Here is a 24280-nt window from a genome sequence, read left to right as displayed (position 1 = left end):
AACATACGTCTTTGTTGGCCGGTGGCTTTTTAAATGAATCACTCCTTAGTAAAGAGCCGGGAAAGCGTTGGGATCAGCCTCGTGCATCATGGCATACACCCGCTCAAACACATCATCGGCGCTGGGCTTAGAGAAGTAATCTCCGTCTGTGGAATAAGAAGGACGGTGATCCTGAGCCGAAAGCGTAGCCGGTTTGGAATCCAGCCAACGCCAGGCTTCCTGCTCATCTACTACTTTCTGCATCATAAACCCGGTAGCCCCACCAGAGACATCCTCATCGGTGAACAGAACACGGTTCGTTTTCCGGATGGAATCGGTAATCTGATGCTCTAAGTCAAACGGTAGAAGCGTCTGCACGTCAATTACTTCCGCCGAGATGCCGACTGTTTCCAGTTGCTCTGCGGCTTCCATCACCACGCGGCACATAGAGCCATAGGTGACGATGGTAATATCCGTTCCTTTCTTCAGGACCTCAGGCATTCCCAAGGGGATGGTGAACTCCCCGATGTTGGCCGGAATACGCTCTTTCAGGCGGTAGCCGTTGAGGCATTCCACCACCAGCGCTGGTTCATCAGACTTCAGAAGCAAATTGTAGAAGCCGGCGGCCTGGGTCATGTTACGCGGCACCAACACGTGCATCCCCCGCAAGCTGTGCAGGATCATGCCCATGGGAGAACCGGAGTGCCAGACGCCTTCCAACCGGTGTCCGCGCGTACGCACAATCAGCGGAGCTTTCTGGCCGCCTTTGGTGCGGTACTGCAAACTGGCCAGATCATCGCTTAGAATCTGGATGGCGTAAAGTAAATAGTCCAGGTACTGGATTTCGGTTAATGGACGGAGGCCGCGTAAAGCCGCGCCAATGCCCTGCCCTATGATGGTACACTCCCGGATGCCGGTATCGGTGACCCGTATCTCGCCGTATTTATCCTGCAAACCAGCGAAGGCCTGGTTAACGTCACCTATCTTGCCTACGTCCTCGCCAATAGCGAACAGGCGGGGCTCGCGGGCCAGAGCGGCATCAAAACAGGCTTGCAGCACCTCGCGGGCATCTACAACAGGGCTGTCCTCAGTGTATTCTGGTTTGATTTCCTCCACCAACAAAGCAGACTCATCGGACTGGCTGTAGAGGTAAGAATTGTAGCGCTCAGCATTTTCGCCCTGAACGGTCTCCAGCCATTTCACCAGTTCGCGTTTGGCGGCGCTTTTCTCATGACGCACAAAGCGCAAGGCTTTTCTGGCCGCCCGAATGGCATCTGACCGGAGCGGGTTGATGGTTTTACTGAGTTCTTCCCGGATGGTGGCTATTTTAGAGGCGTTTTGCTCTAAACTGCCCGAAAGCTGGTCTAAGAGGTGCAGACACTGGGCATGGTCTTCCTGAATGGCAGTATTGAACGCAGCCCAGGCATTGGCCCGCGCCACCCGCACCGCTTCCTTGGCCTCAGCCTCAATCTGGTTTAGTTCCGCGTGATCGGCGTAGCCACTGGTGATGAGCCAGTTCCGCATCTGCTTGATGCAGTCATACTCTTCTTCCCAGGCAAGCCGCTCTTTGGACTTGTAGCGCTCATGCGAGCCGGAGGTGGAGTGGCCCTGGGGTTGGGTTACTTCCTCCACGTGAATAAGAACGGGCACGTGCTGTTCGCGGCATACCTGGGTGGCTTGCTGGTACACTTCACATAAACCCGCGTAATCCCATCCTTTTACCTTGAACAGCTCATAGCCCTGTTCTCCCGGCGCATCGCGCTGGAATCCGGCCAGAATCTCAGAGATGCTGCTTTTAGTTGTCTGGTAGTGCGCCGGCACAGAAATACCGTAGCCATCGTCCCAGACAGAGACCAGCATAGGCACCTGCAACACCCCGGCGGCGTTGATCGTCTCAAAGAAAACTCCTTCTGAGGTAGAAGCATTGCCAATGGTCCCGAAGGCGATCTCGTTTCCGTTCACCGAGAAATCAGTGAATTGGTGCAGTTCAGGGTTCTGGCGGTACAGTTTAGAGGCGTACGCTAGGCCCAGGAGGCGCGGCATTTGGGCGCCGGTGGGCGAAATATCGGCGGAGGAATTCTTGGCTGAGGTTTGGGGCTTCCACTTCCCTTCATCGTCTAGCAGGCGGGTACCGAAGTGACCGGTCATGCTGCGGCCGGCAGTAGAGGGCTCCTGCTCCACATCGGTGTGGGCGTATAATTGGGCAAAAAACTGCTGTATGGTGAGTTCACCGATGGCGAACATAAACGTCTGATCCCGATAATAGCCGGAGCGGAAATCGCCGGGGCGGAAAAAACGGGCCATAGCCAGTTGCGCCACCTCTTTCCCGTCTCCGAAAATCCCGAACTTGGCTTTACCCATAAATACTTCTTTCCGGCCAGTTAAACTGGCCTGCCGACTCTCGCAGGCAATGCGATAGTCTTGCAACATCTCTTCTCTGGTAAGGGAAAGTTTCGTAATCCGTTCAACGGTTTGCATGCGTTATCTTATAAGGTCCGATAAGGATTTTTAAAGTCAAAACTACATAAGTTTTACCCCAATTTCAAATGGCTCTCCCCGGGTGCCGTTCTTATAAGTGTTTTTTTCTAGCGATACGAACTAAATTTTATTATTTTTGTTTGATTCCTAACCGGGTCATGAAACTGAAGCAAATCGTTAAAAAATTATGAAAAAAATCTATCTTTTCCTGACATTAGCCTTGGTTGTACTTACCCAAGGGATGGTCTCCGCCCAAGGCGTGCTGACCTTCGAAAAAGACCTGCATGACTTCGGTAATGTAACCGAAGGGGTACAAGCCGTTTACGAGTTTAAATTCAAGAATACCGGTAACCAACCGGTTATTATCTCCCACGTGCAGGCTTCCTGCGGATGTACCACACCCGAGTGGCCAAAAGAGGCAATTCTGCCCGGCAAAACAGGTGTAGTGAAAGCCGGTTACAACAGTGCTGGTCGGCCGGGCGCTTTCAACAAAACCCTGACGGTAACCTCCAACAGCACCACCGATACTAAGTCTTTGTTCATCAAAGGCACCGTGGTACCGAAAGATGCGGCAAAGGAGTCGTCTTCTTCCGTAGCCTCCGCTGAGGAAAAAGCCAAGTCTCCGAAAATTGAAGTAAGCAGCACCACGTATGACTTCGGGAAATTAGAGAAAGGCCAGAAATCCACCGCTAAATTCACCCTTAAGAATACTGGCAAATCTGATTTGAACGTTACTGGTTTACAGACCGCTTGCAACTGTGTGGCGTTCAAGATGAGCCCTTCGGTAGTGAAAGCAGGACAATCTGCAAAATTGGAACTTACCTATAGCCCTCAGGTGTTACAGGACAGAATAGAGGCAGTAACCCTCCTTTCTAATGACATTACTGGTTCAGCTCCCACGCTTACTCTTAAAGCCAAAGTGGTAGAAAGCTTAGCCAAACAAAGCTCCGTTAAGGTTAACAAGGCGTCAGTGCCTTTTAAATAGTTTTTTCATAGTTTTATTTTGTACTAATGGCAGTAACGAAGTTACTGCCTTTTTTTATGCCTTTTAGTTGATAATCAACTATTTCCAAACACTAACTCTGCTTTCAGGTAAACATTGGTAAAACATTGGAAGGAGGCAAACCGCCCATCTAAACGTTTATTCGACTGTGCACCTGGTTTCAACCACATATTCTATAGTTGAATTAATGCTAGGCGGAGAACGGATGTAAGGAAATTGTGGGTATTGAAGATGGCCCCAGCAATCTCGTTTTAGGTCTATTTTTATGAAAAGCCTAGAAAAACGCGAGGATCGCCAAACAAACGTTAATTTAAAACTGGCGGGAGTTGCAAATCTGATAGGAGGTTCGTGTATATTTGTGCACTTTTTCACCACCTTTTAAAAAATCATACCATGATAATTGGTCTTCCGAAGGAGATAAAAAACAACGAAAACCGCGTGGCCCTCACCCCCGGTGGCGTGGCGGAATTTATTAAGAACGGCCATACCGTTTACGTTCAGGCGACAGCCGGTCTGGGCAGCGGTTTCTCAGATGAGGAATATACCAGCGCTGGCGCCACTATCCTCCCTACCATTGAGGAAGTGTACGGCATCGCCGAGATGATTGTTAAAGTAAAAGAGCCCATTGAGCAGGAATATGCCCTGATCAAAGAAGGCCAGTTGTTGTTCACCTATTTCCACTTCGCTTCCTACGAGCCCCTCACCCATGCCATGATTGAGCGTAAAGCTACCTGTCTGGCGTATGAGACCGTAGAACTGAAAGACCGTTCGTTGCCTTTGCTTATTCCAATGAGTGAAGTAGCGGGCCGCATGGCACCACAGGAAGGAGCCAAATACCTGGAGAAACCATTGAAAGGCCGTGGCATTTTATTAGGTGGCGTACCCGGCGTGAAGCCAGCCAATGTACTGGTATTAGGTGGTGGTATCGTGGGAACCCAAGCGGCTAAGATCTCCGCCGGTTTCGGGGCGAACGTGACCATCATGGACATCAGCCTGAAGCGTCTGCGTGAACTGGATGACATCATGCCAGCCAACGTGACCACGGTGATGTCAAACCACTACAACATCAAAGAAGCCATCAAAGACGCGGATTTGATCATCGGGGCGGTATTAATCCCGGGCGCGAAAGCGCCTCACCTGATCACCCGTGACATGTTGAAAGACATGCGTCCGGGTACGGTGTTGGTAGACGTGGCCGTTGACCAGGGAGGTTGCATTGAGACCTGCAAGCCTACTACCCACGAGAACCCAACTTTCATCATTGACGACGTGGTGCATTACTGCGTAGCCAACATGCCAGGTGCGGTGCCTTACACCTCTACCCTTGCGTTGACCAACGCCACCCTTCCTTATGCTTTGTTACTGGCCAACAAAGGCTGGAAACAAGCCTGCCAGGAGCGCGAAGAGCTGAGACTGGGCTTGAACGTGGTAGACGGCAAAGTGGTGTACCCGGGTGTTGCCCAAGCCTTCAACTTGCCTTTAACCAATGTAGCGGAAGTACTCGCGTAGTCTTTCCTTCTCATACAAAAGGCCTCTCTTTCTTTATAGAAGAGAGGCCTTTTTTTGTGCCTTTTCCTGAAAACAAGCTCAAAACACGTTGAGAGTAACTTGTAAAGACAAAATGCTTATCTATCTGTAAATAAAACAGTTAAGGTATTCTCCCCCACAACCCTAACGTGCTCTCAGTTATAATTCCTTTTTAAGGCTGATTTCCTGAAACGAGGGCAAAACGGGAATGGGCGTAATCTGCTTTGACACAGGGTGGACGTGCCAGCAATAGTGCTCGCGTCCGTTGCTGACCATGAGGTAGGGAGCGGCGATGGTTTGGTTGTACACAGCTACCTGCCGAACGGTTGCTTCGGTGATGGGGACGTGGGCGGCCTTGCATTCCACCAGAAGCAGCGGAGTTCCCTCGGTGGAGTAGATTCGCAGATCGGTGCGCTTTTGCAGGGTGTTGTAGGTGGTGCCGCGCTCCACGCTCATCAAAGCCAGCGGGTAGTGCAGATGCGCGTGCAACAAATAGACGATGTGCTGCCGTACCCACTCTTCTGGGGTTAAGAGCACATATTTGCGGCGTACCTGATCCAGGATAAATGTTTTCCCCCCAGAATCCTTAAGTTTGTAGGAAAAGGCAGGTAAAGAAAGCTGTTCCATGCTCAAAAGTAGTCACTAAGAAGCAGAGCAGGCGTTTTAAGGCCGTTTTTCTCAAAATAGAACCAAAATAAACTATGAAGACGAAACAGGAGATCGTTGAGAACTGGCTTCCCCGCTATACGGGAAGGCCGTTGAATGAATTCGGGGAATACATCCTTTTGACTAACTTCCTCAATTACGTGGTCATGTTCGCTGACCAGTTCGGCGTGGAGATCAAAGGCTCTGATAAACCCATGCAGACCGCCACGGCCCAGAACATCACCATCATCAACTTCGGGATGGGGAGCGCCATGGCGGCCACCGTCATGGACTTGCTGTCGGCGGTGAAACCCAAAGCCGCGTTGTTTCTGGGCAAATGCGGCGGCCTGAAAAAATCACGGTTGGGCGACCTGATCCTGCCGATTGCCGCCATCCGCGGAGAAGGAACTTCGGATGATTACCTTCCACCGGAGATTCCGGCCCTCCCCTCGTTCCGTCTGCAGCGCGCGGTATCGTCCATGATCAAGAAGCACGAAATGGACTACTGGACCGGCACCGTGTACACCACCAACCGCCGGGTGTGGGAGCATGACGAGGAGTTCAAAGACTACCTGCGCTCCATCCGGGCCCTGGGCGTGGACATGGAAACCGCCACCATCTTCGTGGTGGGTTTCATGAACGACATCCCGCACGGGGCTTTGCTGCTGGTCTCTGACAACCCGATGACACCCGACGGGGTGAAAACCGCCGAGAGCGACCTGCGCATCACCGCCGATTTCGTAACCAAACACCTGCAAATCGGGATTGATGCCTTGCTGGAGTTGCGTGACTCCGGAGAATCTGTGAAACACTTACGTTATGATTAAGAAACAGAATTACCTGGGAGTAGCCGCTTTGGTGGGCTTGTCCCTGCTCTCCTCCTGCAGCCAAAAAAACCAGGCCGATCTGCTGGTCTACAACGCCAATGTCTACACGGTCAATCAGGCCTTTGACAAAGCCCAGGCGATTGCTGTCAAAGACGGCAAGATTCTGGAGGTAGGCACCTCGGAGGCGCTGCGCCAGAAATACGAGGCCGCTCAGGAGGTAGACGCCCAGGGCAAACCGCTCTATCCGGGGTTGATTGATGCGCACGCCCACTTTTACGGGTACGCCATGAACCAGCGCGAAGCAGACCTGGTGGGCACCACTTCGTTTGCCGAAGTCGTGCAGCGGCTTCAGGAACATCGCCGGAAGCACCCGGAGGCAGCCTGGCTTTCGGGCCGGGGCTGGGACCAGAACGATTGGGCCGTAAAGCAGTTCCCTACCAAAGACACGCTGGATCAGTTGTTTCCGGATGTGCCCGTGATCATTGAGCGGGTAGACGGTCACGCCTCATTGGCGAACCAAAAGGCGCTGGATCTGGCGGGAATCACCTCTGCCCGGCCCGTTCAGGGCGGCATGATTGAGGCGAAAAACAACAAATTAACCGGCTTACTGGTAGACAGAGCCTCTGATTTGGTTTATTCCAAGATCCCGACTCCGTCAGTAGAGGAAATCAGCCAGTCTTTGAAAGAGGCGGAACAAAACATCTTTGCGGTGGGGCTTACCACCGTGGTAGATGCGGGTTTGCCCAAATCGGCTGTGGACCTGTTTGATTCCCTGCAGAAAAAGGGAGACCTGAAACTCAGGATCTACGCCATGCTGAGCCCAACCCCGGAGAATAAGGCCCACTTTTACAAAAACGGCCCCTATACGACGGATAGGCTGACGGTACGTTCCTTCAAAGTCTACGGGGACGGTGCCCTGGGTTCCAGAGGGGCCTGCCTGCTGCACCCCTACGCTGATAGACCCAACGAAACGGGCTTCCTGCTGGAAACAGTTCAGGAGTACAAAGACCTGGCGGCCGAGCTGTACCAGCACAACTTCCAGATGAACACCCACGCCATCGGTGACTCGGCTAACCGTTTGATTCTGCAGACTTACGGTAATGTGCTGAAAGGCAAGAATGACCGCCGGTGGCGCATTGAACACGCGCAGGTCGTCAACCCCGCTGATGTGCCGTTGTTTGGCAAGTACAGCATATTACCATCGGTGCAGCCCACGCACGCCACCTCAGACATGTACTGGGCCGGAGAGCGCCTGGGCCTGGATCGGGTAAAGCACGCCTATGCGTTTAAAGCCCTTTTAGAGCAAAACAACATGATTCCGTTGGGGTCCGATTTCCCGGTGGAGCACATCAACCCGTTGTTCGGTTTTCATTCGGCCGTGGCGCGGCAGGATGCCAAGAATTACCCCGCCGCCGGATTTCAGCGCGAAAATGCTTTGACACGGGAGCAAGCGCTGCGTGGCACCACCATCTGGGCCGCGTACGCCAACTTCGAGGAAAAGCAGAAAGGAAGTCTGGAGCCCGGCAAAGTAGCCGATTTCGTTATTCTGGATCAGGACATCATGACCATCAAGCCAGAAGCCATCCGGGAGGTGAAAGTGATCAGCACTTATCTGAACGGAGAAAAGGTGTACGGGCAGAAATAGCGTTTTACGCCTGTTTTTCTGAAAACACCCGCAAAAAGAAAGGGCATCTGGTGACAGATGCCCTTTCTTTTTGCCCAAGCTTAAGCTACGTTGTCGGCTGAACCGGTGCCAGCTTACGGGTTCTGATACTGAAGAGCAGCGCCAACCCGATGATGAAAAAGACCATTAAGGTAAGAATGCTGTTCCGCATAGACCCAAAAATCTGCTCCGTAATCCCGAAGGAAAGCGTGCCCAGGGCCAAGCCCACTTTGTCACAGATGTCATAGAAACTGAAGAAAGAGGCATGATCAGTGGTCTCGGGGAGCAGTTTGCTGTACGTGGACCGTGAAAGGGACTGAACCCCTCCCATTACGCCGCCCACCACAAAAGCCAGGGCGTAGTATTGGTTTCCGGTCGTCACAAAGTAGGCTCCTATGGTAATGCCCACCCACACCAGCACCGCCCACATCAGGGCCATCGTATTCCCGATCCGGCCAGAGAGCCAGGCAAAGAAATAAGCGCCGCCAATAGCTACGGCTTGGATGATCAGCAGCACCGTGATCAAAGCGGTATCTGGCAGATTCAGTTCTTTGGACCCGAACAGAGACGCGACATACATCACCGTCTGCACGCCCATGTTGTAGAAAAAGAAAGCCAGCAGGAAACGCTTGAGCAGCGGCAAACCCTTCAGCATGCCTACCACCCGGCCCAGCTCTTTGAACCCGTTCAGCAGGTAGCCGCCCTCCTTCTCCTTGGGGCTGGTGTTATTGGGCAGATACGCAAAGGAATATTGGGCAAAGCCAAACCACCACAAACCGGTCATCAGAAACGAGATGCGGGCGGGCAAGCCGCTGTCTTCTATGCCCAGCACCCCAGGATAAAGCACCAGAGCCAGGGAAAGGATGAGTAGAATCATACTGCCGATGTACCCCAATGAGAAACCGCGGGCACTCAGTTTGTCAAAGTTCTCCTCGGTGGCAATCTCCGGCAGGTAGGAGTTGTAAAACACGATACTCCCGCTAAACCCGATGGCCGCCACCATGAACAGCAGAATGGAGATGGAAAAGGTCTCCTCGGTGAAGAAGAACAGTCCCATGCAGGCCGTGGAGCCCATGTAGCAGAAAAAGCGCATGAAGTTCTTCTTGTTTCCGCCGTAGTCAGCAATGGCGGTGAGCAACGGACTCAGAAAGGCGATGGTCAGGAAAGCCCCTGTCAAGGCGTAGCTATACAAAACCGAAGCGGATATTTCCAGCCCGAAGAACTGAACAAGGTCACCGTTGTCCCCTTTTGTAAGTGCCACATAATAAATAGGGAAAATAGCGGTCGTGATCACCAGTGAATAGACAGAGTTGGCCCAGTCATAGAAACACCAGGCCCTCAGCACTTTGGGATCATTCTTTTCAATTGTTTGCATCATACACGGAGATATGCCTTCACAAAAGGCAAGTTGCAGTTCTAGTTACTCAAAACTACTTAAATTAACGGCAACCGACTTTGATTTTAGGGCGATTTTATAGGATAAAGTGAAGCTTATTTTATCTTTGCAGTACACTTAATTATACGATCATGGGTACACCTCTACTTACCCAAGAGCAGGAATTGCACATTCTGCTTAAAACCAACGAAGCGCTCTTCATGGAGACGCTGTTCAAGCAGTACTACGTGCTGCTGTGCAGAACCGCCGTGCGTTTCACCAAAGACACCGAAGCCGCCGAGGACTTAGTGCAAGAAGTCTTCTGCAAGATCTGGCAGAACCGCGAGGTACTGGAGGTCAGTACTTCCTACAAAGCGTACCTGGTCCGATCGGTGACGAACCAGGCGTTAAATTATCTGGAGAAACAGAAACGCCTGGTGCTCGCAGAAGACACTACTCCGTTTGAATCTACCCTTTCGGCCAACACCACCATGGAGCTGTTGGAAGGAACCGAGATGGAAGGGCGTATCCAGCAGGCTCTAAACGAGTTACCGCCCCAGTGCCGCCTTATCTTTGAGATGAGTCGTTTTGAGGAATTGACCTACAAAGAAATAGCCGAAACCCTGCAGCTTTCCCCCAAAACGGTGGAAAACCAAATGGGAAAAGCGCTCCGCATCTTACGGGAGCACCTGCTACTCCTTTTCATAACTTCTTGTTTCTAAAATACTCTGGCATAGTAAACCAAACTATTGCCTTAACCAAGTAAAATATAAACGTGGCATAGGGGTTTTGAAGCCTTTAGCTGTCATATAGACACCACGACACCAACACGACCATGACACAAACAAAACTGGACACCCATGAGAACCCAGAATGGGTTTTGATGGCGAAAGCGTTGCGGGGGGAATTGTCTGAAGAAGAACAACTGGAATTTTCTGCCTGGTTGAACGAAGATGACGCCCACACGCAACAATGGACCGATGCCCTGGAAGTATGGGATGAAGTTGGCTCCCAACAGAATCTTACCTTCCAACCCGATGCCGACCTAGCCTGGACTAAATTCTGCGCCAAGGCAGATTTCACCCCAGAAACCAAAGTCATCCCCCTCATCCCTACCCAAGAACCATTTGTCTCTGAGCAGCCCTCTTCTGCCGTTAAACGCCAGATTTTCCCTTGGAACACCTTCTACAAATACGTCGCCGGACTGGTGGTAGCCGTAGGCTTAGCTTGGTTGGTGTATCTGCAATTCAATACCTCTACCTCCTCCGCCTGGACCCAGGTAGCCACGGCCGCCGGCCAGAGACAACTGATTTACCTGCCAGACAGCAGCCAGGTCACCTTGAATGAGAACTCCACCCTGCGGTATCATACCGCGTTTACTGGTGCTGAGCGCCAGGTAGAGCTGGTGGGTGAAGGATTCTTCGAAGTACGGAAGAACCCGAAGCAACCGTTCATCGTGAAAAGCGGAAACGCCGAGACCAGAGTACTGGGGACGTCCTTCAATGTCCGTGCCCTGAAGGGAGAACCCGAAGTAGCGGTGGCGGTCATGACCGGCAAAGTCGCTTTTACTTCCCTGAAGAACAATCAGAAGGTATTGCTCACCCCTGGGTACACCGGGTTCCTGTCTGCCAACGGGCAACTTGACACGAAAGAAACGGAAAAAGCCACCCCTGTCACCTGGCGTTCCCTGGAGTTCAACAACACGTCCCTCACCGCCGTGGCCGATCAACTGGAGAAATATTTCAACGTTGCGGTTGAGGTGCCAAACCAGAAACTGCAGGCCTGTACGTTTACCGGCACTTTTGAGAATCCAGAGCTGAAAGAGATTTTAACGGTTCTACAGGCTTCGGCAGATTTGAAGATCAACCAGTCCGCCACAGGATCTTATACCATTGAAGGGGCAGGGTGTCAGTAAATCCTTTCACCTGCCTTTCTCCTGTATGAACCTGCATTTGAAATTCATCTGTACCGTTTTCCTTTTCTCAGCAGGAGTTTTTATCACCTCTTGTGACATCTTGAACAACGGCCCCTGCTTACACGGCAGCGGGAAAAGCAAAACCGAAACCCGTGATGTAGCTTCCTTCACTGGCGTAGAGATGCGGGTTGGCGGAAATGTGTTTGTCACCGCTGGGCCCAAAGCGGAAGTAAAGGTGGAGAGTTTTGCCAATCTGCTCCCCGAGATTGTGACGGAAGTAGAAGGCAAGACCTTGGTCATCAAATCCACCTCTTGCCTGGATTATAATGACAATGAAACGAACGTCTACATTTCGCTGCCGGATATTGAACAGGCAACCCTGAAAACCTCTGGTGTACTAAGCATCCAAACGGTTGCGTCTACCAAGCCTCTGCAACTCAGCTTGACCGGCTCAGGAACGATCAAGTACACGGGGAATGCAACCGTCCTCAAAGTGCAGCACTCCGGCTCCGGTGATGTTGAGTTGAATGGCTTTACTTCCAACCTGGAAACTACGCTTAGCGGTTCAGGGAGAGTGATGGGCTACTTCATGCACGCAGACACCGCCCAAGTGATTACCTCCGGCTCTGGACACCAACAGATCTGGGTGAATAAAGTTCTGGACGCAAACATCAGCGGCAGCGGAAACATCTACTACCGCGGCAACCCCAGCCTTGTCTCCAAGCTAACCACTGGCAGCGGAAAAGTAATCAATGACAACTAAAGCCAGTCCTCCCATAAAGGGCTGGTTTTAGTTTTTTATTCTTGTGAGTATCCCCGGCCGAGATACCCTCTGTTTGGCAGACGACCGGTTTTGCGCTTCTGACCTGTTTTCAGAAAATCAGCCTTAAAACGCATTCATCAAAATTCCTCTGCTTACCCTAAGTTTACCGAGGTTCTTGAGAAAATATTCCTAATCGTAACTATGCCGCCACTCCTTTCCTCGTCAAAAAAACATTGAGCCACATGCAAGGGTTAAGAACTTCAACCTACTAGCCTAGTGGTTAATCTCCGTTTTGAGGGCAGTTTTCTTAAAACAGCTCCAAAACAGTCCTAGGTTCTAGTTATACTCCCAAGAACCAATTGATCGACCATCGTTAATATTAGGTATTTTACTATATTTTAATTGCACGATTTTGCAAAGACTGTTGAAATATGGAAATTAGCGGATCAGGATAAAACCGTCCGAAATGTTTCATTCCCATCCGTTCAAAGGCTTTGATTAGAGCAGTCGGCATTCTTGTTTGCACTTTATGTTTGATCTTTTTCTCCTCTAGATCATGTGCGCAGGATATGTCAGCAGAGGTACAAGTCACGTATCGCTACCAGGCCATTCCTTTGGAGCAGGTGCTGCAGGATCTAGAGAAACGCTATTCATTTAATTTCTCGTACAGCAATAACCAACTGCCGCTGGATGCTCCCATCACCTGTTCGGTGACGTCTCTCCCCCAAGTCAAGGCATTACAAGCTCTTTGCGACTGCGCCGGCCTCTCCTATCAGATCATCGGCGAACAGATCGTCTTGAAACCCAAGACGGAAAGCAGCACCAAGCTTATTCCCTTAAGAAACTATACTCAGACCTTACGCGGCACGGTGCTAGATGCCGGGCTTAAAACGCCGTTGATTGGGGCAACGGTCCAATTGCTCTCCGTTGATCCGGCACGGGCCGTGAGTACGGGCCTGGACGGATCTTTCGCCCTGGAGAAACTTCCCATAGGGAGGCATTACCTGAAAGTCACCTATTTGGGGTATAAAGACGCGGAGATCTCTAACATCATGCTGGTGACCGGGAAAGAGACCGTGGTGCCCGTCCAGATGGAAGAAAGTTTTATTCAGCAAGCCGAAGTGGTGGTGATTGCCGAACGCGATAAAACGCTGCCCCAAAATCTGCTCATCTCCTCCAGCGTGCATACCCTGAGGGCGGAAGAAATAAACCGTTTCGCCGGCTCCCGGCAGGACCCCAGCCGGATGGCGGCCAACTATGCGGGCGTCTCCAGCGCCTCCGACCAGCGCAACGATTTGATCGTGCGGGGCAACTCCCCGTTGGGAGTTCTCTGGCGCATGGAGGGCGTAGAGATCCCCAACCCCAACCACTTTACCTTCACCCCCAATTCAGGAGGCGCTTTCAGCATGCTGAATAATAACCTGCTGGCCAACTCGGATTTTCTGACCGGGGCCTTTCCCGCCGAATACGGTAACCGGATTGGGGCGGTCATGGATGTGCGCCTGCGGGAGGGCAACAACAAGAAAGTTGAAAACACCCTGCAACTGGGATTGAATGGTTTGGAAGTGATGACCGAAGGCCCCTTGGCGAAAAAATGGGGAGGTTCTTTTTTGGGCAGCATGCGGCTTTTCACGTTCCGTCCGCTGGAGGCGATAGGCGTTAAAATCGGCTACAATGCCCTGCCCAGCTTTCAGGATGGCTCCTTCAAAGTAGTTCTGCCCACTCCCAAAGCCGGAAAATTCTCCGTCTGGGGAATAGCCGGCAGCAGCAGCGCCACCATTTATGACATCGATGAAGACACCACCACCTGGGGAAAGTTAAGGTACCGGCTGGAACCTACGCTCATGAACCAGATGTATGCGTTTGGCATCCACCACACCTTCTCCAGAATACCCAAGACCGTCACGGAACTCATCATATCCAACTCAGGCAGCCAGGTAGAAGCCACCAGTATTGCTACCTACCGAAACAAAACCTCCCGGTTATTTTATTACCTGCGGAACTACGAAAGACAGCTTATCACCCGATTCAACATCACCCACAAACCCTTTCATCGATGGCTGATCAAAGGCGGATTTGCCTGGCAGAAGATGTACTATGACAACCAGGAAATCATGTACCGCGACAGGAGGGATATCTACGAGATTCCGCTGGATGCCAACGGCTCTGCCGCCCTGATCCAGGGCTATCTACTCTCCAAGGTGTCCCTGTCTCCGCAATTGGATCTCCAGGCCGGGGTATATACCCAACAATTCACCATTGGCAACAGAGTTGCGGTAGAACCAAGGCTCTCCCTGGATTATCAGCTAACCGAAGCCCAGAAACTGTATTTTTCCGCCGGATTGCTCAGCCAAACCCAGCCCCTGGTGTACTATGAATATCGGTTCTTTTCCCAGGTGAAGCCTGAATTCAACCAACCTTACAACCGCTTAGACTTTACCAGAAGTAGGCAGGTGGTGCTAGGCTACCACCGGACACTTTCTGCCAACTGGCGGCTCAAAGCCGAAACCTATTACCAGTACCATTACAAAGTACCAGTCAGCAAAACCGCCAAGGAGGCGGCTTTCTCCATGCTCAACCTAGGCGTGGACTATAGCTTCGTCACCGTGGATAGTGTGGTGAGTGAAGGAACCGGCAGAAATTATGGACTGGAGCTAACCGCCGAACGATTCCTAAAAAATGGATTCTACGCGCTGGGCAATCTCTCCCTCCTGCGGTCGCACTTTACCGGAGGAGACGGCCATGTACGCCCCACCGCTTTCAACATTGGGTTTATCTCCAATGTCTTGGTGGGCAAAGAAATACCCTTAGATAATGCCAACCGGCATCACTTGTCCATTGACCTACGGGTTAATTATACTGGGGGAAGAAGGATCATTCCTATTGATGAGGAAAAGACGATCAACGAGCAAACCGATGAAATCTATTATGATCTTAAAAACGCGTATCAGTTTCGCCTCAAAAACTACTTCAGAACGGATATCCGGTTCTCCTATCAGATCAATAACCGCAAGACGAACCATTGGATCTTTGCCGCCGCAGACAACTTCTTAGACAACAAGAACGAGTTGTATTATGGTTGGGATCTGGAAGAAAACCGGGCTAAAACCTACTACCAACTGGGCATTTACCCTTACCTGGGTTACCGTATTCAGTTCTAATGATCTACCTTCCATCTCACCGTTTTCGCATGCTTTTTGTAAAAACAGGTTCAAAACGAGAAGCAACGTATTGGCAGGGCAACTAAGTAAACTTCTAGAAATTCACATCAACAGATAGCTGATCCTATCTTCTTGTACTTATTTGGCATACAGAGCAGCTTTCTTAATTCTATCTAACACAAATTCCCACAAGTGTTCATAAGGGATTATCTCAATTTCAGCATAAGCATCTCCGGGAGTGGGTGTGCGTTGCAGTTTATTGAACAAGTACTGCGCTTTCTTCTGAGTGGTGGTATATTCAAAATTTGATCGGACGAGCACCGCTAGTAATTTAAAGAAGATGCGACTGCGTTCACTGAAACTATCTTTGAAGTGATGTTGAGCATACTTCTTCAGAGAGTCCACTCTATACTCTAGGGCTTCATAATCCATGATCTCCAGGTAGTACATTACTTGGAGAATTAAGATGGCCACATTGAAGCCCTCTTTGTCTTTGCTGTAAGAAGGTGAATTATGGACTAAGTTCTGCCACTTGACAGGACTATCTGACTGAGGGGCAATAAACTGCAGGTAAGCACCCAATAAAGTCCACCGCTCCTGGGCTAGCTTATTGATCTTCTTAATAAACGGGTTTGACTGCACCTGATGGAACAAGGTGTGCGCCACTTCATATTTCTTAGCATGAACCGCCAACAAAGTATAATTCTCCATGTAGGCAAACCAGTTGTTACTGGAAGGATTAAAGTAATGCAGATAGGTATTTGCCAGAACCAGCCCTTCCTCTATTTTTTTAGCTCTTAGATGTGCATATACTTGTATGAAATGGTTATACCTATGATCAAATCTTTTCGCAATATTAGAATGCTCTTTTAAGATTTGCTGTGACTTTTCTGTTAGTGTTACAATCTCATCAAAATTGCCATTTAATTCATGCAACCACATTGATAATCGGTAATAGTTGTTAAATGTCTCAAATGTTTTTGCTTGCTGCCATATAGCATTCATTTTAGACAAAACACTATCAATCAATTGTATATAATCTTTTCTAGAGACAACAGAACGGCTAAGCTCGATATTAGCTTCAGAAAAAATCATTTCTGATTCTTGATCGGCAGTCAATTTAGCACCAAGACTTTTTAACTGTTCAGCAGCTTTATAGAATAAATTTCTTTCCTTTAAATTCACGTATGCCTGTATAATTGCTCGCAAGCACAGAGAGGAGATATAATTAAAATCGTATTCTTTTGATTTAGATAACGACTGTTTTAGCAATGGAAGGGCAAGATCATTTGCTCCTGCGTCCAATAAGATTCTTGCCTGCAAAAACTTGGATAGACAAGTTTGCTCTACTATGTGTGAACTCTGCACTTGTTCATTATTCTCATCTATAAAAAAAAGCTGGTTCATTAGTTTTTTCCGAAGTCTGGATTTAACCATCTTCAAACCACTTTTTTCCTTAGCATCTGTATAAAGGACGAGTATGGCAGTAGCTTCATCTGTTATCCTGCCCTTGATTATTTCTGAATATAATTTTTTCTCTTTAGAATTATTATTTAAAGTATGAGCAGGCAGACCACCTCTTTTCTCAATAATTTGTATCAGTTTAATCAATTCTTCCATTTTATTTTATAATGCTGATGAAGCATTTACAGTTTACTCTTCAAAATTTAATGGTTACTAAATAGTTTATTCGATTAAATATTTGTTCTAATTTTTCGAACATAGTAAAAGATTATAAAATTAAAAATTCAAAACTTCAATTCTTTATATAAGATAAATATTTTTATATTTAGTATTAATGTAGTTATAGTTACAGATCAGCATACAGTTTCCTTTCCTTAGCGCTGTTGAACGCCCAATTTTGTGACATACTTTTAAACTCATAAAAAGCCATGTTAGAATTACTACTCTCTCTGCTCCTTCAACTTTCTATCTTAACAGGAACGCCATCTGATAACAAGGCTACGAATACATCGTCTGCCGCCACTCTTTCCACTACTTCAGCTGGATCTGCTACAACTGTAGGCACGGGTGACAATGGTTCTGGTGAAACCAATTATGGTGGAACTGGTACTTGGGACACAAGAGACTAATTCAACATATCTATACACGCCTAAAAGATAGTCTTCTATCTTCTCAGGTACTGAAAACAAGCCAAGGCATTCTCAGCCAAGTTTTGTAATATTGAGCATGGTGTTCGCCTGAACTTCTTGCTCTATATGAAAAAATACTGCGCAAAGAGCCTTAGCTTGTTTTTTTTATGGCTTTTGGCCTGTTCTAATCCATCTACAGAAACAGCGATAAAAGTCAGATTTTCACAGGATCCAGAATCTTTACATCCGCTCAGCTACGGAAATGCTCCTGCTTTACAGATCCTCAATCATCTATATCAAAGCTTATTAGCGGTTGATTTAGATGACAAATCAATCAAACCCCAGTTAGCCACTTCGCTACCGTCAATACGCAGGAAAGACACCTTGTCCTTCTTTACCTTTTCCATTAGACCAGAAGCCACGTGGGACAATGGATCACCTGTCACTGGGCATGATGTAGCTTTCTCGTTGAAACTACTGCACAGTCCTTTGTTAGACAATGAGCGCTGGCGTGCTCAGTATAACTTTATAAAAGATATCCAGATATCTTCAAAAGACCCAAAAAGCTTTACTTTAGTTTGTTCTGGTTACACTCCAGAAATGAAGCTGATGGTGGGTGACTTCTTTGTACTTCCAGCGCATCAATTTGATCCCAAAGGAGTCCTTTCATCCTTTTCTTATCCCCAGATCAGGCAGGAATTTGATTCTCTAGCCCAAACCTCCACTTTTAAAGCTTTTGCAGCAACCATAAACAAGACAGCTTTAGTAAGGGACACATCCTTGGTTAAGGGAAGTGGGCCTTACTCATTGGCAAGCTGGAAAGCAGGTCAAGCAATTGTCTTACGAAAAAAGAAAAAGTGGTGGGGCCAAGAGGTGAAGGGCTACGTTAAATCGTTACAAGCAAACCCCATCAGATTAATCTATCAGATTCTGCCAGATAATGGTGCCGCCGTCTTAGCATTGAAAGCGCAACAGATAGACTTGATGGACAACGTTCCACTGGTTTCCTTTCTGGAAATGCGGAAAGACAAAAAGTATCAGGAGCTTTTTCACTTTTATTCCCCCACCTCGTATGAACTTGTGTTCATGGGAATGAATGGAAGAAATCCCCTTCTAGAGGATAAGAGAACTAGGCTTGCATTGGCCCACCTCATGGACATTCCGCAGATAATCCGGACTATCCAGGGTGGTTTGGCTACCCCAACAATTGGTATAGTGCATCCTCAGGAGAAAGATTTCTATAACTATGACTTACCCCCGATCAAGTTTGACCTGCAAAAAGCCAAAACATTATTACTTTCCTCTGGCTGGAAGCAAACTCCTGCTGGTTGGCAGAAGATGATTGACGGAAAACCACGTCAATTAAAATTAGAACTACTTCATAGGGCCGGTAATACAGATTTCGAAAACATGAGTTTACTTTTTCAGCAGAATGCCAGAGAGTTAAACATCCCTGTCACTTTACAGGCTCTGGAGAGTGGGCAAATAAGTGAAAGATTACAGAGCAGAAAATTTGATCTCTTTTTCAGGACATTGGTTGGGAATCCATTTTCCTACAACTTGATTCCTATTCTTCATACTTCAAACGCAGGACAAGGCGGCGCAAATGTAACAAACTTTGGAACTATAGAAACAGACATGCTTTTGGAGAACATTGTAAAAGAGGAGCGCACAGCAGAAAAAGCTCAGATGTTGAAAGCACTGCAGAAAAAGACACAAGAGGAAAGCAACTTTGTCTTCCTGTATTTTCAACAAAATAAAATCATTGCATCAAAGCGAATTGACTCCTTACTCGTTTCTGGTGTAAAACCAGGGTATGATATAACTAGATCCATTATTAAGAAATAAGCAGGAATGACATTTCTGAAAACATTCCTGCGGCTGTTCAATCTAGTAATTTCGCTTTGGCTGACAGCTTCTTTGGTTTTCATTATGAGTCTCCTGCTACCTGCAGCGAGCACACCCAAGGGGATGATTGAGGCATACCTCTCCATTTACGGTGCTTCAGATGTCTCTACTCTAGCCGCCGTCAGGGCTGATTATCTTGAGAGAACCGGCTTGAATAAGCCGCTCTTTTACTTCAAAATTCTTGCAAAAGGCTCCAAAATAGCCGCTGGAATTCCTACAACTGCCTTAGATAGACCCTGGGTTGAAAGGGCGGTGATCAGGCACGGATTGGAGCCGACGCTACAGTTTTATACAGTATGGCGCCAGTGGGCCACTCAGGCGACAGAGACCGAGAAGACCAACCTGTTCCAGACGCTTGTCTCCTGGTCATTGAGTGAAGCCCCTGAAGATATTATGATTAGCTCCAAACAAGTGGAAAAGGCAGTACAGGCCTCTCCTGGACCTGCATCCGCTCAGCTCTTTGCCTCCTGGAAAAACCTGACCAAACAATCCGCTCCTTTCCATTATTTCTTCCCAACGGTAGAGTGGCAGGGCAAAGATAATTCGTACCACCGATGGATGCTGCAGATTATGCAAGGTAATCTAGGCTTTTCCACTCAGGACTATGAAGCGGTAACTGCCAAAATCACATCGGCAGCAATGACCTCACTGGCATTAGCAATCATCGGCCTTCCCTTGGCCGTAGTGTTCTCTTTTTTGGCCGGATTATATTTAACGGAGAAATCGACGAGCCCCTTCACTCCTCTTCTCCGTCAAGGATTGTATGTGTTAGACAGTATACCGGCTTTTCTTATTGCCCTTTCCATTTTAGGCCTGTTTTTGGTAAACGGGGGCTCAACCCTCGCACCTTTTACTATGGATACTGAAGAAGAAAGCATTTTAGCGGCTTTTAGAAATCCATCCATTTTACTGGGTGGCTTCTGTGTTGCCTTACTGATCATTCCTCAAATTACCCTGCAGTTTCACAGAAGTTTAGTCACCCAGACCGAACAACTTTACCAGCGCACCGGCTTAGCGAAAGGATTAACTTTTCAGAAAACAATCAGAAAACACGCATTACCCAATGCCCTCCTACCCACCCTCACTATTTTGAGTGAAGTCATCATCGGTCTGATGTCGGGGGTACTGGTCGTGGAGATTACGTTTTCCCTGCCGGGCATTGGGAGTTTACTGACGAAAGCGATATTAGCCGCCGACTACCCGGTACTGGTGGGACTCACTCTTATGTTCCTGGTGTTTCGGTTGTTCATAGTCTGGCTCACCGAGATGGGCTACGGCCTTCTTGATCCACGCATGAGAAGCAATTAGGGGAACTGGAGCATGGACAAAGGCACACCGAGGCACACCTTCTCACTTACCGAAAAGCTATCCATCACCTGGCTTATTCTTTTCACGGCTGCGGCCCTGATTTCCCAGGTGTTCGTATGGCAGGGAAAGCAGGCGATGGCAAGTCCAGAGCAGGCGTACCTCACTCCATTCTCCTCACTGGAGCACCCCCTGGGGACAGATCAGTTAGGACGAGATGTTCTCTTCTATCTGTTCTTAAGCTGCCGTACGGCCTGGCTCATTGCCATTCCTCCTTTACTTCTAGCTACTGGTATTGGGGTCCTGCTGGGCACGGGAGCCGCAATCCTGGGCAACCACGGCCTGAAAGTATCGGTGATCAACCTTTTACTCTTGGCCTTTCTGGTGCTCGCCTACCTGTTTGTGTTTCCGGTCTTACATCATTACCCTCCTTTTCAGGGCTACACTTTGCTTTATTGGGTGTATTATGGAAGCGCCGCCTTCCTGGTATATGTGGTGCTCTCACTAGATATTTCAGCACGCTTCTCTTTCCTGCAGAAGAAGGTAGCAGTAGGCGTAGATGAAGGGCTCCAGAAAGTCATCACCATCTGGTCTTCATTACCAAAGCTGCTGTTACTTTTAATATTGACGGCCTTTACCCCTTTTTCTATGCTCACCCTCTTGGGCTGGATCTGCGCCACGTATTGGGTTCTTCCGGCTAGAATTGCCAGAGCCAATGTGCTGCAGCTAAAGAAGGAGTCTTACTATGAGACCGCTGAAGCCTTGGGCATTCCGTTCAGAAGAGTATTCACGTATTTTTTGCTGCCTTCCCTGAAAGGCCCCATTCTGACCACCTTCTGCTTTGCCGCCTCGGGGCTCTTGGGCATAGGTTCCACCTTGGCGTACCTAGGCATAGGAATACCCGCTGATGTTCCTTCCTGGGGTAAAATGCTGGCGGTAGCGCGTTATTCAGTGGAAGCATGGTGGCTTTTGGTCTTCCCGGCGTTCTTTTTATTAGCCAGTATTTTCAGTCTTCAAGTAATAGGTCACCACTTCACTACCAGGAACAGAGCGAAATCCGTTACCGAGTAAGCAAAAAACCTCATTATTTTAGTCATTAAAAAAGGGCCTAAGTAGCTAATACAGCTACTTAGGCCCTTTTTTAATGACTAAATCTAATTATATCCTTGGTTAGTTCTAGTTATAGAACACCTGATTGTTTCCTATTTCCGCTGCATACCTCGCCGTATTATTGTATCATAATAAAGAGCAAATGGAGATGAATGTATCTGGGTTAAGTTTTATCGGTGCTTCGCAAACACAGTTTCGCTTAGTGGTGAATCAGCAAGCTTCTAAGAGACCTGGAGGACAGACGGTTAAAACATCGGTGAGTAAGATAGGAATAAAATCCTTTTCCACCATGAACAGCCTGATGGAATTTTCATCTGCCACGCTTTCCGAAGGCATTGTATTGGACGGTTATTTTTTAGGAACCTTTGAATTTGATTCTTTAACGGGACATCCCGGTATCAGATATTAAGATTTTGAGTTGTCTTCCGTAGCCCCCCATGCGGAAGTTAGTATTTGTTTGAGTTTTTTTGTTGTTTGTCTGTTTGCCTGCCGGCTTGTCACCGGCAGGCTTTTTTTTGCCTTCACGTGAAACAAGCTGTAGCAGAGTCACTAAAAACCGCACTTGAAATACATTGGATAAACCATCAAATTGCCTTCTCTGTTTTTAGCCTGCTTTGGGAAAACTGACCTAAAAACAGGATAGAAGCACGAGAACCCACAAGAACGTCTTCAAAGAGAGAGTACTATAGGTAAGTCAAAATTAATCTTCCTTATTTTGACATTCTCCCATAGCTTGTGCGTCATTATAAAACCAGAAACCAGGTTCTCTCCTATTCTAGCGTATAGAAGTAAATGGTTGGTTTGAACTACCTCCTAAACCTAAGCCAGATGTTGAATGGCGTTTCTGGCACAAAATCCTGAAAGTAGTTGCAAAACGTATTTTTTTACTGTTACTTTGAAACACAAAGCACTTTTAGATGAAAGAGAATCAGGATTATACTCGGGATCTGGCGGAGATCCGCTTAATGATGGAGCGGTCATCCAAGTTTCTGTCGCTCTCCGGATGGGCTGGCATCATGGCCGGAATCTACGCCTTGGCAGGAGCGTACGTCGCTTACCAGGTGTTTGACTTCACTCCTGATGAAAGCGCTTTCAGCACCTACAATACTGATAACTTTTCCTCTGATTTGTTGAAAGTCATTGCGCTGGCTCTGGTGATACTGGTGCTGGCGATAGGAACCGCCATCATTCTTTCCCACAAGAAAGCGGTTAAAAGGGGCGAAAAACTATGGAATGCCACCGCAAAGCGTGTTATCATCAACATGGCCGTTCCCCTGATGGTAGGCGGACTTCTGATCCTGGTGTTGATCTCCAAAGGGTTCATAGGCTTTATCGCCCCGTTCACCTTAATTTTTTACGGCTTAGCTTTGTATAACGCCAGCAAGTTTACCTACGGCGAGATGAGAAGCCTGGGGCTTATTGAGATAGGCTTAGGCTTGCTTGGCTCTTACTTCGTGGGATATGGATTATTGCTTTGGGCCATGGGCTTCGGGGTAGTCCATATTATTTATGGAATTTACATGCATTACAGGTACGAGCGGTGAAAATATCGATCAATGGGTTACATAAAGCATTTGAAAGTAGAATCAGGCTGGGTATCATGTCAGCGCTGGTGGTGAATGAGTTGCTGGATTTCAATGCCCTGAAGGAATACCTTGACGTAACCGATGGAAACCTGGCGAGTCACCTGAAAGCCTTGGAAAAAGAGGAGTTCGTTAAAGTTGAAAAGTCGTTCATCGGCCGGAAACCTAATACCACTTACGCCATCACCCAACTGGGAAGAAAAGCGTTTAGTGATCACTTAAATGCCTTGGAGAAACTGATTAAGGGAGTATCGGAATAAGAACGGTTACCTTTTGAAAAGAACCTGATGTCTAACATCTATGCAGGCTAAGATTTAGAAAACCGACATTAACAGACCTACGCGAACATATTATATCTAATGGTTATGAAAAATGTCTCATAAGTTCATCCAGCAAGGCATCTTAAAAGATGCACGGAATAATAAGTTTCGTCTCTGGACGGGAAATTTTGTTCCTGTATACACTTCGCAACAGTTGTTACTCAAACCTTCTTTACTAGCTAATTCCTATTTTTTTGCCCTTATACTTTGAAACACAAAGTACTTTAATTAAATACAACTTTCACTGTTAAAGCTTTCTTATGATGACTTCGGAAAACAAATTCAACCGCCGAAAAAACTATCCGAGCCTTTCTCCTATCCCCATATTGCTTGGGGCAGGAATTGCTTTTCTGGTGATCTCAACCTTTGTTTTTGGAGCGGATTCGCCTAATCCCGAATGGGGAAAGTACTGGATGATAAGACCTTTGATCCTTACTCCCTTAGCTGGGGCGCTGGGCGGTGCCTTTTACGCATTCCTCAGTTACCAGACTTCCCGAGGCTTCAATAGAACAGTAGCTATTCTGCTGAGCTTAGTGGTCTACCTCATCAGCTTATGGCTGGGGGTTGTTTTGGGTTTGGCCGGTACCATGTGGGATTGAGTCGCTATTCTGTTCAGAAGTAAACG

The 24280-nt window shown here is 48.1% G+C and carries 20 protein-coding genes; 16 read left to right on the top strand and 4 right to left on the bottom strand.

What is annotated here, in order from left to right; translation table 11 throughout:
* Positions 1 to 45: 45 nt before the first annotated feature.
* A complete protein-coding gene (locus H7U12_RS21800) occupies positions 46 to 2457 on the bottom strand; it encodes an alpha-ketoacid dehydrogenase subunit alpha/beta (RefSeq protein WP_186642038.1) in 2412 nt (803 codons plus the stop codon).
* Between the two features lie 187 nt (positions 2458 to 2644).
* Between H7U12_RS21800 and H7U12_RS21795 the strand changes: the two genes are divergently transcribed.
* The gene (locus tag H7U12_RS21795) at positions 2645 to 3442 is read left to right on the top strand and encodes a DUF1573 domain-containing protein (protein WP_186642037.1); all 798 of its coding nucleotides are present in this window, start codon (positions 2645 to 2647) and stop codon (positions 3440 to 3442) included.
* 411 nt (positions 3443 to 3853) lie between these two features.
* The gene (gene ald / locus H7U12_RS21790) at positions 3854 to 4969 is read left to right on the top strand and encodes an alanine dehydrogenase (RefSeq protein ID WP_186642036.1); all 1116 of its coding nucleotides are present in this window, start codon (positions 3854 to 3856) and stop codon (positions 4967 to 4969) included.
* 177 nt (positions 4970 to 5146) lie between these two features.
* Here ald and H7U12_RS21785 read toward each other — a convergent pair whose 3' ends face one another.
* Positions 5147 to 5614, bottom strand: a complete 468-nt coding sequence (locus H7U12_RS21785; RefSeq protein WP_186642035.1) for a type I restriction enzyme HsdR N-terminal domain-containing protein — start codon at positions 5612 to 5614, stop codon at positions 5147 to 5149.
* Positions 5615 to 5688: 74 nt separating this feature from the next.
* On the opposite strand from H7U12_RS21785, the gene H7U12_RS21780 reads away from it, so the two are divergent.
* Positions 5689 to 6459, top strand: coding sequence for an AMP nucleosidase (locus H7U12_RS21780; protein ID WP_186642034.1), 771 nt, complete (start codon positions 5689 to 5691; stop codon positions 6457 to 6459).
* Positions 6452 to 8104, top strand: coding sequence for an amidohydrolase (locus H7U12_RS21775; RefSeq protein WP_186642033.1), 1653 nt, complete (start codon positions 6452 to 6454; stop codon positions 8102 to 8104). The genes H7U12_RS21780 and H7U12_RS21775 overlap by 8 nt, the downstream gene beginning before the upstream one ends.
* Positions 8105 to 8189: 85 nt before the next feature.
* On the opposite strand, the gene H7U12_RS21770 is transcribed toward H7U12_RS21775, so the two are convergent.
* Positions 8190 to 9500 carry an MFS transporter gene (locus tag H7U12_RS21770; RefSeq protein ID WP_241749616.1) on the bottom strand — a complete coding sequence of 437 codons (1311 nt, stop codon included), beginning with the start codon at positions 9498 to 9500 and terminating at the stop codon, positions 8190 to 8192.
* 149 nt (positions 9501 to 9649) lie between these two features.
* Here H7U12_RS21770 and H7U12_RS21765 point away from each other — a divergent pair, with 149 nt between their 5' ends.
* The 4 genes from H7U12_RS21765 to H7U12_RS21750 all read left to right on the top strand — a co-directional run bounded on the left by H7U12_RS21765 (position 9650) and on the right by H7U12_RS21750 (position 15336).
* Positions 9650 to 10219: an RNA polymerase sigma-70 factor gene (locus H7U12_RS21765; protein ID WP_186642032.1), complete on the top strand. Its 570-nt coding sequence runs from the start codon at positions 9650 to 9652 to the stop codon at positions 10217 to 10219.
* A 113-nt stretch (positions 10220 to 10332) separates the two neighbouring features.
* Positions 10333 to 11412 carry a FecR family protein gene (locus H7U12_RS21760; protein ID WP_186642031.1) on the top strand — a complete coding sequence of 360 codons (1080 nt, stop codon included), beginning with the start codon at positions 10333 to 10335 and terminating at the stop codon, positions 11410 to 11412.
* A 25-nt stretch (positions 11413 to 11437) separates the two neighbouring features.
* Positions 11438 to 12175, top strand: coding sequence for a head GIN domain-containing protein (locus H7U12_RS21755; RefSeq protein ID WP_186642030.1), 738 nt, complete (start codon positions 11438 to 11440; stop codon positions 12173 to 12175).
* 569 nt (positions 12176 to 12744) lie between these two features.
* On the top strand, positions 12745 to 15336 hold the full coding sequence (locus tag H7U12_RS21750) for a carboxypeptidase regulatory-like domain-containing protein (RefSeq protein WP_186642029.1): 2592 nt from the start codon (positions 12745 to 12747) through the stop codon (positions 15334 to 15336).
* A 138-nt stretch (positions 15337 to 15474) separates the two neighbouring features.
* On the opposite strand, the gene H7U12_RS21745 is transcribed toward H7U12_RS21750, so the two are convergent.
* Positions 15475 to 16956 (bottom strand): hypothetical protein, encoded by a 1482-nt coding sequence (locus H7U12_RS21745; RefSeq protein ID WP_186642028.1) that lies wholly within the window; start codon positions 16954 to 16956, stop codon positions 15475 to 15477.
* Positions 16957 to 17228: 272 nt separating this feature from the next.
* Here H7U12_RS21745 and H7U12_RS21740 point away from each other — a divergent pair, with 272 nt between their 5' ends.
* The 8 genes from H7U12_RS21740 to H7U12_RS21705 all read left to right on the top strand — a co-directional run bounded on the left by H7U12_RS21740 (position 17229) and on the right by H7U12_RS21705 (position 24254).
* Complete coding sequence (locus H7U12_RS21740; RefSeq protein ID WP_186642027.1) at positions 17229 to 17429, top strand: hypothetical protein; 201 nt, start codon at positions 17229 to 17231, stop codon at positions 17427 to 17429.
* A 126-nt stretch (positions 17430 to 17555) separates the two neighbouring features.
* Complete coding sequence (locus H7U12_RS21735) at positions 17556 to 19277, top strand: ABC transporter substrate-binding protein (RefSeq protein ID WP_186642026.1); 1722 nt, start codon at positions 17556 to 17558, stop codon at positions 19275 to 19277.
* Positions 19278 to 19283: 6 nt separating this feature from the next.
* Complete coding sequence (locus tag H7U12_RS21730; protein WP_186642025.1) at positions 19284 to 20645, top strand: ABC transporter permease; 1362 nt, start codon at positions 19284 to 19286, stop codon at positions 20643 to 20645.
* Positions 20646 to 20657: 12 nt separating this feature from the next.
* Positions 20658 to 21713: an ABC transporter permease gene (locus tag H7U12_RS21725; protein WP_186642024.1), complete on the top strand. Its 1056-nt coding sequence runs from the start codon at positions 20658 to 20660 to the stop codon at positions 21711 to 21713.
* Positions 21714 to 21894: 181 nt separating this feature from the next.
* Positions 21895 to 22161 (top strand): hypothetical protein, encoded by a 267-nt coding sequence (locus H7U12_RS21720; protein WP_186642023.1) that lies wholly within the window; start codon positions 21895 to 21897, stop codon positions 22159 to 22161.
* A gap of 508 nt (positions 22162 to 22669) precedes the next feature.
* The gene (locus H7U12_RS21715; RefSeq protein ID WP_186642022.1) at positions 22670 to 23296 is read left to right on the top strand and encodes a hypothetical protein; all 627 of its coding nucleotides are present in this window, start codon (positions 22670 to 22672) and stop codon (positions 23294 to 23296) included.
* Positions 23293 to 23595, top strand: coding sequence for a winged helix-turn-helix domain-containing protein (locus H7U12_RS21710; RefSeq protein WP_186642021.1), 303 nt, complete (start codon positions 23293 to 23295; stop codon positions 23593 to 23595). Before H7U12_RS21715 ends, H7U12_RS21710 begins: the two co-directional genes overlap by 4 nt.
* Before the next feature lie 320 nt (positions 23596 to 23915).
* Positions 23916 to 24254: a potassium transporter KefB gene (locus H7U12_RS21705; protein WP_241749615.1), complete on the top strand. Its 339-nt coding sequence runs from the start codon at positions 23916 to 23918 to the stop codon at positions 24252 to 24254.
* The last annotated feature ends 26 nt before the right edge of the window (positions 24255 to 24280 follow it).

Source organism: Rufibacter sediminis, from assembly GCF_014269285.1.
Lineage (GTDB): Bacteria > Bacteroidota > Bacteroidia > Cytophagales > Hymenobacteraceae > Nibribacter > Nibribacter sediminis.
This window is presented reverse-complemented; position numbering and strand designations above follow the sequence as displayed.